Origin of the sequence: Laspinema sp. D2d (assembly GCF_025370755.1) — a bacterium.
Classification (GTDB): Bacteria; Cyanobacteriota; Cyanobacteriia; order Cyanobacteriales; family Laspinemataceae; genus Laspinema.
The window spans coordinates 32,969-49,473 of the sequence record NZ_JAMXFC010000003.1; the positions used below are offsets into that span (position 1 = coordinate 32,969).

The 16,505-nt window shown below is 46.7% G+C and carries 6 protein-coding genes; 2 read left to right on the forward strand and 4 right to left on the reverse strand.

Annotation, left to right across the window (positions count from 1 at the left end; all coding sequences use genetic code 11):
• Window positions 1–293: 293 nt before the first annotated feature.
• Window positions 294–5,957, reverse strand: coding sequence for a S8 family serine peptidase (locus NG796_RS02875; protein WP_261204417.1), 5,664 nt, complete (start codon window positions 5,955–5,957; stop codon window positions 294–296).
• A 1,047-nt stretch (window positions 5,958–7,004) separates the two neighbouring features.
• Here NG796_RS02875 and recJ point away from each other — a divergent pair.
• Complete coding sequence (gene recJ / locus NG796_RS02880; protein WP_261204418.1) at window positions 7,005–9,488, forward strand: single-stranded-DNA-specific exonuclease RecJ; 2,484 nt, start codon at window positions 7,005–7,007, stop codon at window positions 9,486–9,488.
• A gap of 196 nt (window positions 9,489–9,684) precedes the next feature.
• On the opposite strand, the gene NG796_RS02885 is transcribed toward recJ, so the two are convergent.
• Complete coding sequence (locus NG796_RS02885) at window positions 9,685–10,395, reverse strand: YdcF family protein (protein WP_261204419.1); 711 nt, start codon at window positions 10,393–10,395, stop codon at window positions 9,685–9,687.
• A 9-nt stretch (window positions 10,396–10,404) separates the two neighbouring features.
• The gene (locus NG796_RS02890; RefSeq protein ID WP_261204420.1) at window positions 10,405–11,190 is read right to left on the reverse strand and encodes a hypothetical protein; all 786 of its coding nucleotides are present in this window, start codon (window positions 11,188–11,190) and stop codon (window positions 10,405–10,407) included.
• A 796-nt stretch (window positions 11,191–11,986) separates the two neighbouring features.
• On the opposite strand from NG796_RS02890, the gene ctpB reads away from it, so the two are divergent.
• Entirely contained in the window at window positions 11,987–13,282 is a 1,296-nt protein-coding gene (ctpB, locus tag NG796_RS02895; protein ID WP_261204421.1) for a carboxyl-terminal processing protease CtpB, read from the forward strand.
• 185 nt (window positions 13,283–13,467) lie between these two features.
• Here ctpB and NG796_RS02900 read toward each other — a convergent pair whose 3' ends face one another.
• A complete protein-coding gene (locus NG796_RS02900) occupies window positions 13,468–16,173 on the reverse strand; it encodes a right-handed parallel beta-helix repeat-containing protein (RefSeq protein WP_261204422.1) in 2,706 nt (901 codons plus the stop codon).
• Between the last annotated feature and the right edge of the window lie 332 nt (window positions 16,174–16,505).

The window sequence follows — 16,505 nt, forward strand, 5'->3', positions numbered from 1 at the left end:
AAATTGCGATCGTCTCTATATAATTGACCCCACAATCCTAGCGCGTCTTTTTCAATCAAATATGAAGATAAAATCCTGGAAAAGGCATATAATTTTACCATGATTTTGCATTAATTTTTTTAATTAGGAGCAATTTTAGGGATAGAAACTGGAATCTTAGAGTTCCGAGAGTCTGCACCCGGAGACGACTGAAGTCGTCACTACGAACAGGGGAGATGATTGGACTCGTCCTCTTTTGTTCGTAGTAACGACTTCAGTCGTTTTCTTTTGTTTGTAGTAACGACTGAAGTCGATTAGATTGCTTCTGCGGTGACCAATACCGTACCACTTGCGCCTGAAGACTCTTGCGACAAAATACTCGGTTCACCATCAATAATTGCAGCAGAAACCCAATCATTGGTGCCAGCAATACGATACCATAAGGAACTGGATTTTCCTAACTCAGCGGAATAATCCACAAAGTCACCTTCGGTCCATTTATCAAAGGTTAGGGTCGTTTCATAGGGATACTCATTCACTTTGTCAAAACTGACGCCTGGTCCTGAACGAATATTTGCGCCAATGGTAGACAGGGTCATTCCGATAAAGTTAACGGGTTCCCAGGATAAATCAAAATTGACATCCCCCCGTTCTTCATAAAAGTCAAAATAGACTTCATAGACTCCATCTTCGGGAACGGTGAAATCAACTTGTTGCATACCGCCATATTGTTGTTGCCATTGATTTTGAGGGGTGATATAAACCCATTCATTGGTTGCCTTATTTTTTGCGGATAACTGGAATCCATCATCCCCCCGGACATTCATCCGATACTGACGTCCCGCTTCTAGGTTTTCCTCGGTATAACCCCGAATGGCAAAGTTATTATCCGGTAAACGGACATCGCTTAATGCCGCGCCATTTTGCCAATCAAAGAGAATCCCTTTTTTGCCATCTGAACGAGTATCGGACCCTAAATTAACGACCCCGATCGCATTGGTTGGATCTCCACCTGTGGCAAAGTAATTTCCTGGGGGTTGATTGCCAAGCTTACGGTCCCACCAATAGAATTCTGACTGCCATTCGGGGGAGGAATTGACGGGATCTTGGAAAAATTGTGCCGGTTCTACGGTGACATCAATGGTACTCTCCCGAGTGGCATCAAAATAGTCAATATAGAAATCATATTCCCCGGTTTCTGGTACTTTGAAGAAAATGGTTCGAGGAGGATCGTTGATATCCCGAATGCGCCACTCCGCACCATCATCCCCTAAAACTACACTATCATCAATCCATTCTCCGGTTGCGACATTTTTCACCCGGAACCAGACGCCATCATCGGATTGGGTAGTAATTTTATACAGTTGACCCGCTTCAAAGGTGGTCCGAGTCCAGGTTTCCATTGCAAAATCATCACTTTGGACAGCACTATCGGGACTCCCTAAACCCCAATCTTTGAAGAGGCGAATGGTATCATTATCCGATTGGTACCCTAAGTCAAGAATAGCGGCAGGGTTGCTGAAATCGTAGGTACTGCGATCGCTGACATTTTCAGGGGTACGATTGATAAATTGCGCGTTCCAATGGTCCACGGGAATGGTATAATTGGCAATCTCTACGATGTCACTATTATTGGGTCCTATTGCATACCCGGAATTATCAATCAGGGTTAAGATGACTGTCTCATCTTCTTCATCAAACAGGGTATCGTAAATGGGAAGAATATCAATCACAGCGGTATTTAATCCCGCAGCAAAAGTAACCGTTCCCGTTAGCGGTTGATAATCTTCTTCATTGGTTGCTGTCCCCTCAATGGTATAATTTACGGTTAAGGGATTTTTATTATTCCCGGTCCGCGTGACGGTAAATTGACCGGTTGTTCCATCTTCCGAGGCATTGGGTTGGGTTGCTTCTAGGGTGACAACGGGTTCGGTTCCGTAAAGATTAAGCTGCCAAGACAACCATTCCCCTTCGATTTGATTGCCTTTTTTATCATACACTTCTAAAGTCCATTCTCCTTGAGAAGATTCACCCCAATGGCGAATGGAGGTAAAAGTCCACTCGTTTGATCCGGGATGCACTTCGTAGGTTTTACCAATGCCGTAGGGGTCATCACCAATGGAGTTCATTAAGCGCGATTCTGTCCCATCGGGAGATTTGAGAATTACGCTTAAGTCTTTCCAATCGGGATGATTGATGTTGACTAATACTTCGGCGTGTTCGACAGTGATATCTTGGTCAATTGCGATCGCATCGGTGAGTTTTTGCTCGTCTCGAATCTGACTCAGCACGTTTTTAAGTTCTTTCTCTCCGGTGACTTTCACCTGTTCCCCCACCGGGTTCCAATCTTTTGCTGCCATGACTGCGGCAACGGGGTCAACGGCACCAAATCCATAATACTGATTGATGTGATGTCCGCCGCCATTTTGTTGCCAATCCGGATGGGTTGGGTCGGTTTTATAAGCGGTTTGGGCGAGAATATGTTGGATATCGCGGGAGGTTAGATTGGGGTTGACTTCTAGCATTAAGGCGATCGCACCGGAAACAAAAGGTGCCGCTGCTGAAGTTCCGCCAAAGTCGGTCACCATGCCATCTTTTAGGGTTGTTGCGGTGGTGCTAATTCCATTGTTATCGGGTTTTCCACTATCAGAATAAGCGACAATAAATGGCGCTTGCGTGCTATAATCCGACAAAATACCATCGCGGGAAATTGCGCCAACTGAAATGACATGGCGTGAGTTGGCTAAATTATTGTAGTTAACATGACCAATATTTGCACCATCATTTCCCACGGAGAATACATAACTATTTCCCAATCCATTTCGACCGAATTTAGACCCTGATTGTAAGGCATCGATCGCCAAGGGAAGTTGGCGCATATACTGCGGACCCCAACTGTTATTAAACACGTCAATTCCCTCGTTGCGATTCAATGCCTCATCGGAATTTTTGGCATCATACAACGCATCGGCAATCAAATACCCTTCGGAATCATAGCTATAATTCACCGGGTCGATATTGCCAATGAGGCGGATCGCCGCAAAGTCTGCTTCTGGCGCAACTCCAGATAATCTCATTCCATCGGATACTCCAGTTCCCGTGACTAAAGTTCCATGTGGATTAATTGCGGTCACATCCAAAGACCAAGACTTAATTTGATTGGTCAAATCTTGGAGGAATTTAGTTGTGTCCGGATGCTTATAAGCATTTACAGAAATTTCTAACGGCCAATATCCACCAGCATAAATTCCATTAAAATGGTCTTCCAACGCAATATTAACCGATTTATTTCCTTGTTTAATCGGTAAAATTTTGTTTTTGTTGGACCGAGATTCTTCCCAACCGGGATATCGCCACCAATACCCAGCAAAAGATTGCCAATCAAAGGGGTCTTGTGCGTTACTCGTAGGACTATGCAGAGTAAAGGTCGCGTCTGCTGCTAACTTCAACCCTTGGGTTCCTTTAAATTCAAGGTTGAAATCCACATTGTTAACCAGTCCGGTTAAATTTACCGGAATCGCTAACCAAGCGCGATTGCCTTGAATTGTGGGTTCGGAGACTACTGCTTCAAACTTCTGCTGCGATCGCGGGAAAGGATCATTATCTAAATCGCTAAAATCAAAGCTCAAATTAGGATTGTAGCGTGGTAATAAATCTGCATGGTTGTAATCCACTCCATCATCCACAAACCCAATCACTGAGTTGCGACCAAGAACGGGTAGATTAGTTAAAGAACTAATGATATCCCAGGCTGATTTTACACTGGAGGGACTATTGGGATTTACAGCATCCTCTAAGTGCCATTGGGGATATTTAAATTCATTAATTCCTGCTAAATTCATCAACTTCAGAGGGACTGGCACTTCGGGATAGGCAAATTCTACGCCATCGATTTCCGTAAGAAGATTAGCAATAGCTTCGGGAGTGGTTTGCGGTTGGGGTTTGTCACCAAATTCCCAGAGATAAGTATTAGGAATATGGCCGGTTTCTCCTAAATTCACGGCATTGACTGAGGCAGCTAAGTCGTCAGCAGATTGTCCCGGAGTGACCCAAACGACCCATTTTTGAATGTTGGCTAATTCTTCCGGTGTATAGCGTTCTAAATTTGCTGCGCCAGCAATATCTATTTTCAGTTCATCGGAAAGTCTATCTCCCCCAGGGTCAGTAATCATTACAAACTTTTCTGTGGCAATATTGCTAGTTGCACCTTGGCGATCGTAGACAACTGATCGCAGTTCATAACTCCCCGGAGTTAAGTTGCTCAAATCATAGCTAAATTCAAACCGTCCATACCCTTGTGCATCTTGAGTAAATTCAGTTACTTTTCCAGCATCAATCCAATCTTCCCCTATTTTACGGATGGAAAATTCAATAGAATTTAAGTCTTCAATCCCATCGGCATCGTAAACTTTTCCTCCTTCAAAACTGAGGAGTTCTCCCGTGGTATAAAGGGGAAACAGACTAAAGCGCAAATCCCCAGGTTGTGCGTTGGGGAGGGTAGGGAGGATGGGGGAGATTGGCGGGGTGGGGAAGATACTATGAGGGTTTTGTGGCGGAATTCGGTCGATTGGCGGTCCCGGTGGGGAGGGGTTGGGGGTTTCTGCTGTTGTATCAACTAGGGTCAATTGTTCGATGACTACGTTACTGGTTTTACCGGCACGATCGTAGGCGACTGCTTTTATTTTGTAGTCTCCTGCGCCTAATTCTTCAGTCCAGTCGTAGGTAAAGTTAGCGATTGTATCATCGGTAGAATTAGGAGTAAAGTCGGTGATGGAGGCGATCGCACGCCACGTTTCTCCCGCAATCTGTACCGACAATTCTATCCGCTGAATGTCACTAAATCCATTGCGATCGCTTACAGTTCCGGCGATCGTCAATAGGTTTCTCAATCCATTGTTTTCTAGGGTAACTCGCAAGTCTTTCGGGGGGATATTATTCTCCCCAGGTGTGGCAATTTGCGGAACTTCTACCTCTTGTGAGGGAAGCGGTTCCAGATTATTATCAGGTTCGGGAACTTCTGGTTCTGGGGTAATCGGTTCGGGAACTTCTGGTTCCGTGGCAACAGGTTTGGGAACTTCTGGTTCTGGGGTAATCGGTTCGGGTACGATCGCGTCTTCTGATGGTTTTTCGATATAAACAAAAATATCTGTTTCGTTGCGATCGTTATCCTTAACTCCCCCTTCTCCTTCAATAGTAAATAAGGTTCCATCCCCTAAAGTTTCTTCTCGAAAATGAAACCCGCCATCAGTTTTGTCCCCGAAGGAAAAGGACGGACGATTGTTACCTTGTAAGGAGGGATTTTCCCAGACTTCCTGAATCGTTGCCTTGGGAACTATCATCAAACCAAACTTTTCACCATAAATAGTAATCGGTTGACTGGTTCGATATTGGACTTCTTCTACCCCCTCTGGTACTTGAATTTCCCAGTCAAATGATTCACCAATTGATGTGGGTTGATTGGCATTGGAAATTAAAATTTGCCCCCAGTTGGACTGACTCAAAATTCGCCTTGCTGCTTCTTGAAAGTAGGCGGGAGTATTTGGCACAAATTGATTCATGCCTTCTAAACTAAAAATTCCCAATTCTGGGTCTTTTTTATCCCCGGAGACAATCTCGATATTGAGTGGGGTATCCTGACTCATCCCGTTGTCAACGAGGTTGGGTAATCCGGTAATCTGGTCAAAGTTTAGGGTGTAATTTGTATCGCGATCGCGTCGGATAATTTCCAGGAAAAGGGGTCCTGGTAACAAATCATTCAGAACAATTCCCTCACTGGTTTCATCAATCACCGACGACTGCAAAATTTGGCCTTGTGAATTAGTTAAAAGGAGATCTACAGGAGCACTTAGGCCAGTTACGGAGAGTTTTAAACTCCCCGCTTGTTCCCATTGAAACTGATAATTATCTTGGGGTTCCAGAGTTACCAGGGAGTCAGTATGGGGAAAGTTTGGGGTCAGTAGAAGCACATCATTAGACATTTGTTCACTCCTGCGGTTTTGGAATTGACTCTTGTAGCAAGGCGATCAGGGGTGTTACCTGTTGTGATAGCCCTGCTGGTGGTTGGGTAATAAAAAGGCACTTGGGAGTCAGGCTTAGATGACTTGCGGTGAGATGTTTTATTGAAATTATCTAATTTTTAATAAAACTTCAATTCAATAAAAAATATAATTAAAAGCAGACTTTCATATTTAAAAAAGATATTTTGAAATAAAAAAATAAGATATTTTGATACAAATTGCCATAGACTTTTTATTATTCTTCTATGGAAGCATAAAACGAATACCGTGATGGATTTGCCCGTTACGGTTTTCGCTAAGTTCATCAAAACTTCACAAATTGGGTAGGTTTTGTAAAGTTTTAATGAAGAGAGGTCAAGAGAGGGGGTCTTGTTTTCAGGGGTCAGATGGACGGGTTCAGAGGGAATTCCCAGGAGGCAGGAAAATTGGTTCATGGGGTTTAGGGGATATAAAGGGCGTGAAACCCAAGATACAGGGGGGTTAAGCCCGGTTTTCAAGGTTTCTATTTCCTTTACTAGGGAAGAGGTAGCGGGATTATGCAGGGGTTGGCAAAAATTAAACCCCGATCGCCTCCTGAGTGTTGACAGAGTGAGGCGATCAGGGTTTTTGAGGGGCGGAGTGGAAAAGGATTACAATCGTGATGTTGAGTTTGGGGTTAGTTGGGGAGTCTAGGCGGTTTACGAGGAGGGCGACAGGAATTATGGGTAATACCCCAGCTAGACCGATTAGCCCTTGAGTTGCGTATTTAGAATTGAGGGTTTGCTGCATTTTATCGATTAAATTGTGGATTAATTAACTAATACTTAATAAATCAAAAATTCGACTTATTTTGGAGGATTTATGTGTTGGTACTCAGTGCCATATCATTCTATTTTGGTTCCAGAAAAATGGGGAAAATTGGCAATTCCTCAATAGTTTTGAGGATAGATTTTAAGATAACCTGCGATCGCTAACCCAAATGAAAGAGACCCATGAGATAATAAATTAAAAGAAGTCAAAGGGGAGGATATGAACGAGCAACCCGTCACCTGGCATCTGCAACAACCTGTACTCCCTCCGGAGTGGTTCCTGGAACAAGTTCGACAGTATCTCAACTCCAACGCATCGGGTTTATCGGGTCAATATGCGGCAGCATTGCTGTGGCAACGGGGAATTCAGGACCCAGAGGAACTGACCCGGTTTTTAAATCCCCAAGACTATCAACCCGCCAGTTCATTTGACTTTGGTGAGGAAATGTCCGCTTGTGTCGATCGCCTGCAACGGGCCCGGAAACAGGGGGAAAAGGTCGCCATCTGGGGAGACTTTGATGCCGATGGAATCACCGCCACCAGTGTTTTATGGGATGGACTGGGCCAATTTTTCACCCCCACCACCCAACTCACCTACTGCATTCCCAACCGCCTAACCCAATCTCACGGTCTGAATCGGTCGGGAATTGACGATTTAGCCGCTGCAGGAACAACCTTAATCGTCACCTGTGATACCGGCAGTACCAATTTGGATGAAATCGAGTATGCTCATCAGTTAGGCATTGATATCATTGTCACCGATCACCATACTTTACCTCCGAATCGCCCCGGAGTAGCGGCAATTATCAATCCCCGTTCTCTCCCGGCAACCCATCCCCTGGCCCATCTTTCGGGGGTTGCCGTGGCTTACAAAGTGGTAGAAGCCCTGTATAGCACATTGCCAGACGTTCCGCAAGAACCGTTAGAGGCATTATTAGATTTAGTCGCGATTGGCTTAATTGCTGACTTGGTACAACTGAGTGGAGATTGCCGATATCTAGCCCAAATGGGACTCAAACGCCTGCATCAGGAGTGGCAGAAATCCCCGGCAGAACGACGCCGACCCGGAGTCGGAGAGTTGTTAGATTTGTGTAAACGCAGTGGCGATCGCCCCACGGATGTCTCCTTTGGGATTGGTCCACGCATTAATGCCGTCAGTCGGATTCATGGGGATGCTTCTTTCTGTGTGGAGTTACTCACCACTCGCGATCGGCGTCGCGCCCAAAAACTCGCCCAGGACACGGAACTCGCTAATTCTCGACGTCAAGCTATCCAAAAAGATGTAGATAAACAGGTGCAACAAAAACTGGCTCGTCTGGACCTGTCTACCACCGGCGTGATTGTCTTACAAGACCCCCAATGGCCTGCGGGAGTCCTGGGTTTGGTGGCGGGTAAAGTCGCCCAAGAATACGCCCGTCCTACCATTTTACTCAGTACCGATTCCAGCAATTCGGAGGCTGAAAACCCCGATAAAATCCCGCTTTTCAGCGATTCAACCTCGAATCCCTCCTTTCCCCTTGCCCGAGGGTCAGCACGTTCTGTTAAAAATATTGACTTGTATGAATTAGTCAAAGAACAAGAGCATTTATTGCACCGTTTCGGCGGTCATCCCTTTGCGGCTGGCTTAAGTTTACCCGTCCAAAATGTTCCTCTTTTTACGGAAGCGATTAACCGACTCCTGAAGGAAAAAATGGGGGCAGTGGGAGGCTTGGGAATGCCCGTTATCCAAGCTGATTTACGCTGTACAGTAGCAGAACTAGGTCAAAATCTATTCCGAGAGTTAAAAATATTAGAACCCTGCGGAATGGGGAATTCTGTTCCGTTGCTGTTGATTGAAAATTGTCAATTTAAAAATATTTGGAATGCTAAAGTCCAGGATAAAAAGGGTCGTAAAATAGAATATATTAAAACTGAGTTTCAGATTTGGGATGACTCCAGCGAAACAGGGTTTCCCGGCCTGTGGTGGGGACATTATAAAGAGGAATTACCGAATGTTCCTTGTGATGCCGTGGTCGAACTGGACTATAATAGTTATAAAGAGCGCTATGAAGTGCGATTAATTGCAGTCCGACCCCGAAAAGCGGGAACTGTGTTCACATCACCGGAAGGGGGATTACCGATTCTGGATTTTCGTCGCGACTTCAGCCAAATGGAGGAAGAGGGGAAAACCGAGTTAGGCAATTCTGAGGGGATGAATTTCGATCGCACGACCTCCATTGTGCTAGAAACCTGTCCCAGTAGTTGGGAGGAGTTACACCAATGGTTAGACTTGGCAATCCAGACTCAAAAGACCCTGGCGATCGCCTATCCCCCGCCACAACCTATTTCTTCCCTGCAAGTTTGGCACCAGTTGGTAGGGGTAGCTAAATATCTGAGCCGAACCGGACAACGAGCAACCCGGGAACAACTATGTTCTAAACTCTCCATTAGCGATCGCACCTTAGAAATTGGCCTCCAAACCTTAATCGCCGCAGGTTTTCAAGTCAAGATAATGGGAGAGAGTTTGCAGGTTATCCCCGGACCCTTAATCCATCCTCTAGGCGTTAGCGATCGCTTTTCTGCCGCCGTTGAGGAGGAACAGTTTCGGCGCAACTATTTTTATCAAGTTCCCCTGTCTACCCTCCAAGCGATCGCACTTAGTAAGGGAGATGGGGAGGATGGGGGAGATGGGGAGGATGGGGAGGATGGGGGAGAGTTCTTGTGACTTAGATTTAGCTTTCGTCACGAGTGTTCTTACAGGTGGCAGAGCCGCTCATGGTGCGTATCACGACAGAACCCTTATACCAAAGCTATCCCCCCTATCCTCCCCATCCCCCCTATCTCCCCCATCCCCCCTATCTCCCCCATCCCCCCCATCCCCCCCATCTCCCCTATCTCCCCTATCCCCCCCATCCCCTCTATCAATCTAACTGACCTTGATGTTCACATTGATAATCCTCGGGTTGCCATTGGGTGATATCAATTTCACTTAGGCGTTCCACTTTCTGACAGTCGGTGGAATAGAAGGGTTCAATGATGACCCAAATTAAACTGCGGGTGACATCTAATGCGGTTTTTAGCCAAAACTCTTGATTACCGGGGATACCTTCTTCTTGTACGGTTTCTATTTCGACTGCAATTCCTTTTGCACCTAAGAGAATTTGTGCCAACCACTTGGCGCGAGGCAGATGGGTTTCGGAGGTGATGACTTTGACTTTCTTGACATTCCACTGCTTCAAAAGTTCACCACTAAAAGTAAAGTTGGTAAAGGTAGAATAAGCGCATCGTTCTAACCAAACATTCTGATTCGGAGCGCGATCGCGCTCAAAAATTAACTGCACACAAGGGGAGGCAGAACCTTGGGAAATCACAATGGGAAGGTCCGGATTTTGTTTGGCGAATTGGGTAACGTACATTTCTCGTTTGATGCTACCACCCAGGACTAAAATCGCATCAATGGGGCCGGATGTAGCCGATTGTAACCGGGTAATCTGAACCGTTGCCAATCCGCCGAGGATGCCGAGGATGAGGAAACAAATAAAAATAACTCCCGTGACAATTTTCTTGATTTTCCTGCGGCGTCGATTCTGTAACGGAGGGGGATGGGGTTGGGAACGGGATTTTTGCTTCATGGCGATCGCCTACGGAGTCTCGGGTAGCACAAAAATAACTTGACCCTCCTCGTTAATTTGCTTCGAGGCCCCCAATTTAAGGATTTCTTGTTCGGCTCGTTGTTTAACCGATTCATTGATACTATTTTGATAGACTTCATTCCAGGCCCACAGGCGCACCCCGGTACTATCAGGTTCAGTTCTGAGGAAGTCGGCTGCACTTTGATAGAGGTCTGCATAATCGTCGTACTCTGTCCCGCGTGCCCATTGTGCTGCCCTTTCATGGGATTCAATGCTGCCGGGAATATCTCCAAGTAACAGGAGTTGATCCAGTCCTTTGAAGCGCCACACCAGAAAGGCTTTCGGATTGATTTCTGGGGACAAAACTGCTAGACCCCGGTCCATATATTCGATCCCCAGTTCCGGTTCTCCTTGGGCGAAGGAAACGGCAGTGGAGATAAACGGATACATTTCGGCAAAGCGGGGGTCAAGGCGGGTAATGACGTCGAAGTATTCTTGATTTAAGGCGTAGCCAATTTGGTCTCGAATCTCCTCATCCCCAAAATACTGCACCCATTTGAGGAAGGCATAGTTGGCGATCATATTATCGAAACCCAGAGTAGGCGATCGCCTCAGCATTTGGACTTGGAGGGCTTCTTGTTGTTCGGCTTGTCTGGGGTCAGTTTGGGCTAGGCGAGGGTTTCCTAGACCCATCTGCTGCATGATGATGGCTCCAGCGAGGGCGACAATGGCGATCGCCACAGTCGCCCATTCTCCCCACCCTCGCGAGGTAACGGTTTGTACTTTAGATTCCACTACACCCTCCTGCTGATCTTAATTCTGGTGACTTGAGAGGTCACCCCGGCCAGTGGTCCCAGTCCCTGGGTCTCCTTCGGACTGCCTCCATCTCCCGGATTGTCCTCCTGATTCTCAACCGAAGTTCGCTTTGTCTGCTAGGGGTATTTGCCCCAAAGCGTTTAACCCGGATCCTGGAGTTACAGAATTTCAATATCTACAGATTAACTTAAAAAATATTGCATCGGAACATACTGCGCTTGGGAAATATTTTAGCTACACTAGAGACAACCTCAATTAAATCATCCGTGTGTCAACATCCATTCGGCGATTTCAGGGACGCTCACTGCTTTACTCATCCGGAAACCGTTTCCGTTTTCGTGAAGTCACTGCTATTCAGGGGACTAAGGACGGTTACTCCATTGGCACCCCATTTTCTCAAGGTACGGGTTAACAGGCCAGAAACTTCTCCAAGACAGACGGAAGCAGATGTTGCAAGCCCGGGAAATTTTTGCCGCTGCTATGAGAGAGTAGTAGCCCTTGTCTTGCTCAGGATCACGGTTGAGGAATTCGAGCTCGGTCTGAAGTGACCCACACTAGACCCCTTCTGGGTTAAGGTTTGGAACCAACTAATGCTCTTCCTTGGAAAAATATACCCTGATTTGGAAAATTAACGACGACTCAACAGGCTCGACTATCAGTCCCGCAACTGGAAAAATTTGAGAGTCTAAAGAATCAATTTACACCCGTTGGTTCTCTGGATTAAATTCTCTAACAGATTGACTCTATTTGTTAAACCCCTAATCCCCCAACTTACATGAATCAATACTCAAAACGTCACTCCTTGCTGCAAATTGCCCTATTTGGTGGGGCTTTTGCCACCACGGCTGCTCTGACCTTATTAACTCCTCTTGGCTCTCGGGCGGTGCGCGCACAGCTTCAAAATAGTCCTAAAGCGATTGTGGATGAAGTCTGGCAAATCGTGAATCGGGACTATGTGGATGGCTCATTTAATCAGGTGAATTGGGAAGCAACGCGCACGGAGTTGTTAAGTCAGGAATATTCCTCGCCGGAACAAGCTTACGCCGCAGTACGGGTTGCTTTAGCTAAATTAAACGACCCCTACACGCGATTTTTAGACCCAGAACAGTTTGAAGAGTTGACTACTCAAACCTCGGGGGAAATGTCTGGGGTGGGGATGCGTTTAGAGCTCAATGCGGACACCCAAAAAATCACGGTGGTTGAACCGATCGAAAATTCCCCGGCGAAGAAAGCGGGACTGCAATCGGGGGACCAAATTTTGCAGATTGACGATCGCTCCACCCAAGGGATGAAAGTCGAAGAGGCGGCTCAATTGATTCGGGGAAAAGAAGGGACAGAAGTGAGCTTGCGGGTCTATCGCTCAACTCAAGGGGAATTTGATGTCATCTTAAAACGCGCGCGGATTGAACTGCAAGCGGTTCAATATCATATCCGCGCTGAAGGCGGAACTGATGTGGGCTATATCCAGTTATCTGAGTTTAGTTCCCATGCGGCGGAACAAATGCGTCATGCGATCGAGGAACTAAGTAATCGCGGGGTTGATGCGTTTGTCCTGGATTTGCGAGGCAATCCCGGTGGTTTATTGTACGCGAGTATTGATATCGCTCGGATGTGGTTAGATAGTGGGGAAATTGTCCGCACGGTCGATCGCAATGGCGGCAGTCAAGATTTTCGCGCCAATCGTTCGGCGATCGCCCAGCAACCTTTGGCGGTTTTAGTGGATAAAAACTCCGCTAGTGCCAGCGAAATCTTATCCGGTGCCCTCAAAGATAACCGCCGCGCCACGATTATTGGCACTTCCACCTTTGGCAAAGCCTTGGTACAGTCGGTCCATTCCCTATCTGATGGATCGGGATTAACGGTGACGATCGCCCATTACTACACTCCCAATGGTACTGATATCTCTCAGCTTGGCATCACGCCGGATATCGCGATCGACATGAGCAATGAGGATAAACGCCGTCTAGCCGCTAATCCCCAACTCCGGGGAACCTCCGATGACCCCTGCTATGCTCGGGCGGTTGCTTCGTTGCTGGCACAAGTCCAACCCAAACCGTTAGCGATTCAGTAACCTGTCTTTTTCTGGAATTCTCTACCCAAACAAGACGCGCAACGCGAACAAGAAACCGGGTGTCTGACCAAAATTCCTGGGGAATCACCCCAGATCTGGTTCAGAAACCCGGTTTTTAATGTTGTAATCGGGATAAGAGGGATGCCAATCGGATGCGTCCCTCTTTCTGTTTGTGCTTCAATCCATCAATCTAAAAACATGAGATTATCTGCGGTTAAAGTGCCGATTCCCAAGTCGAGGCGGGCGATCGCGCCGGAGGTAAAATCTCCATCATCATCGATATACAGTTTTCCCGTATCGGTTGCATAGCCAATCCGCGCATTACTGCTCGTGAGGGCTAAAATATTGGCCTGAATATCTACAATCACCGTCTCAGTCCCTTCTATCTCCGATGCCTTAGAGAGGGTAACTGGGGTTCCCCCGGATACACCTGTCAGCTTCTCGGTAAAGGCGATCGCATCTCCATCGGGTCCAAAGCTAAAATCTGTTATGCGATCGCTAGCCGTTCCCGGGGAATTCACGGTAGCATAGACCACGACATCTTGACCCTTTCCACCTGTCAAGGTATCCACTCCATCTCCGGGAAACAACAGGTCATTTCCATCGGTGCCTTCCAATTTCTCAGGACCGCTAGAACCTGTAATAATATTAATCTGAGCGGGATTATCCACCACGGCTATGGCTGGATTATTCGAGGCCATCACCCGTAGTTCCTCGGGGGTATTACTAAAGCTGTTGTTCTCCAGAAACGCATTCGTCACCTCCGGTTCAACGACTATCCCAACGGCTGCATTCTCGATCGCATTATTTGCCAAGGTGACATTCTCTGAATTAGAACCCAGTTTAATCCCAATCCCATCCGGATCTGAGCCGCTGGGTAAATTGGATAAATTGCCATTCTCCCCTAATCTCACTTGATTGTCTTCCACTGTAGACTCAGCCAAAGACCCCAAGATGCCAAAATTCACCGACTCCAGGGTATTATTGCGAACCGTCGCACTCATATTTGACTCAAACAGTCCCAAGACAATCCCGCCACTGTCTTGAATCAAATTATTCTCTACTGTTGCTGTGGCTGCATCCTCTAAATTTATCCCATCAAGGGCATCAAAAATTCGCACATTCTGAATGACCAGATTTTCAAGCGCCGTCCCATCCTCCGGTTGGACAGCCAGAATATCGCCATTGGTTTCAATGCCATCTAGGGTAACATCACTGGCGAGAATTCTAATACTGGTTCCCCCTGTTTCAGTGGAAATCATTGTCTCATCAGTCCCGCGAGTGCTGTCGTTTCCGGCTACACCAGCATGAAACCCTTTAAGGGTTAAGCCTTTATCGATTTCCAAGAGTTCGGCGTAGGTTCCGCTACTCACAACCAGGGTATCTCCCTCATTTGCTTCAGCGATCGCCGTTTGAATTGAGGTATAAACCTGGTAAACCTCCAAGGTTTCTGTATCCGTTTCGGGGTCCGCGATCGCAATTTCAATCTCGAAATAATTGCTATCGCTCAACTTTTCGGGGTCCTTGAGTAAAATCTCTCCAGTTTCTGGATCAAGTTCAAAGAGACCCGCAACGGACTCTCCCTCACTATCAATAACATCTAACAGGGAATACTCCGTATTACTGGAATTTTCCTCAGTCGAAATCAGGGCGATCGCACCGACAGGAGTGCTGGCATTCGCCACAAAGAGTTCACGAGGTGCAGGGGGAATGGGATTACTCGGGGGAAAAAACAGTACAGGCTCACTATCTGGAGGCGGAGGTGGTTCAATAAAAGCGCTGCGAGTCAGTTCTATGTCTGCTTTTCTCACCCCCTGCAAAATCGCTAAATATTCCCCCGTCCGTTTATCTTGGATGACGGTTTGGACAGAATTTGAGTCCCCTTCTTGTATAAAATTCAAATTCTCAAACCGCAGTTCATTGATCAGTTCGATTTCATCTTCGCCCAAGGTAAAATCAACGATTAAATTGGCTTCAGTCCGGGTAAAACTTCCCCTCCCCCGTTCCAGGACGAAGCGATCGCCGCCTTCTCCTCCGATTAATGTATCAATTCCGAAACCCGCAACGAGGAGATCATTTCCCCCACTCCCGGAGAGAAAGTTATTTCCTTGATCCGCATACAAGGTATCATCTTCCTCTCCTCCATATAAAATATCATTCCCGGCATTGCCATTTAACCAGTTGTTCCCTTCATCCGCAAAGAGCTGATCATTACCCTCTCCACCATAGAGGGTATCGTTTCCTGGGTTACCAAACAGGACGTCATTCCCTTTGTCGCCATAAAGGAGGTCATTTCCCTCGCCTCCAAAAACCGTATCATCCTCTTGTCCGCCATAGAGGATATCCTCTTCCCCATTGCCTACTAATAAATCATTGCCCTGATTCCCGTATAATAGGTTACTTCCTTCCCCGGCATAGAGGGTATCGTTCCCTGCGTTGCCAAACAGGACGTCATTCCCTTTGTCGCCATAGAGGAGGTCATTGCCATCGCCTCCAAAAACCGTATCATCCTCTTGTCCGCCATAGAGGATATCCTCGTTCTCTCCCCCGACTACCCAGTCGTTACCCTGATTTCCGAAGAGGATATTATTCCCGGCAATCCCATAAAAGAAGTCATTTCCTTCATTACCATACAGGAGGTTATTTCCAGCTTGGCCCACCAACACATCATTACCAGCGCCGCCAAACAGGGTATCATCATCGGGTCCAGCATACAGGAAATCGTTACCCTCATTCCCTTGGATGTAGTTTGACCCTAGATCACCCTGAATCACATCATCCACTGGACTGCCCAGAATGGTATCATTGCCCTCGGGTCCTGGTAAAATTGCGGACTGAGTGGGTAAGGTTTCTATTCCGTTGTTGGCATCTGTGCCGTTGATGGCTACCATTTTTTTCTCCTGTTAAATATTATTAAGTTTGAGCTTGCCCAGATTTAGATGATTTTCTTATCAGTAATTATACGGGTTTTCCGTAAAACTACGGAGAATAAGCTCTCAACTTCTGTATAAAAGATGGCGGTAATGATATAAAATACGGGAAGTTCAGCCTGCAAGGCTTTCCATGAGTCCGCTGTAGACTAGGGAGGGCGGGGATCAACTCCGGTCAGAAAGGGGCTAGGTTAACTGCATTTAGGCAGATTAGCCCACAATCAGGCCGACAAACGGTCTGGAATGGATGACCGGGTGGCGATCGCCCGGTTAGCCCTTGCTCACTTTCAGAG

Excerpts from the sequence above, each read along its gene's own strand:
- NG796_RS02875 (WP_261204417.1), bottom strand. The coding sequence starts at position 5,957 with ATGTCTAATGATGTGCTTCTACTGACCCCAAACTTTCCCCATACTGAC.
- recJ (WP_261204418.1), top strand. The coding sequence starts at position 7,005 with ATGAACGAGCAACCCGTCACCTGGCATCTGCAACAACCTGTACTCCCT.
- NG796_RS02885 (WP_261204419.1), bottom strand. The coding sequence starts at position 10,395 with ATGAAGCAAAAATCCCGTTCCCAACCCCATCCCCCTCCGTTACAGAAT.
- ctpB (WP_261204421.1), top strand. The coding sequence starts at position 11,987 with ATGAATCAATACTCAAAACGTCACTCCTTGCTGCAAATTGCCCTATTT.
- NG796_RS02900 (WP_261204422.1), bottom strand. The coding sequence starts at position 16,173 with ATGGTAGCCATCAACGGCACAGATGCCAACAACGGAATAGAAACCTTA.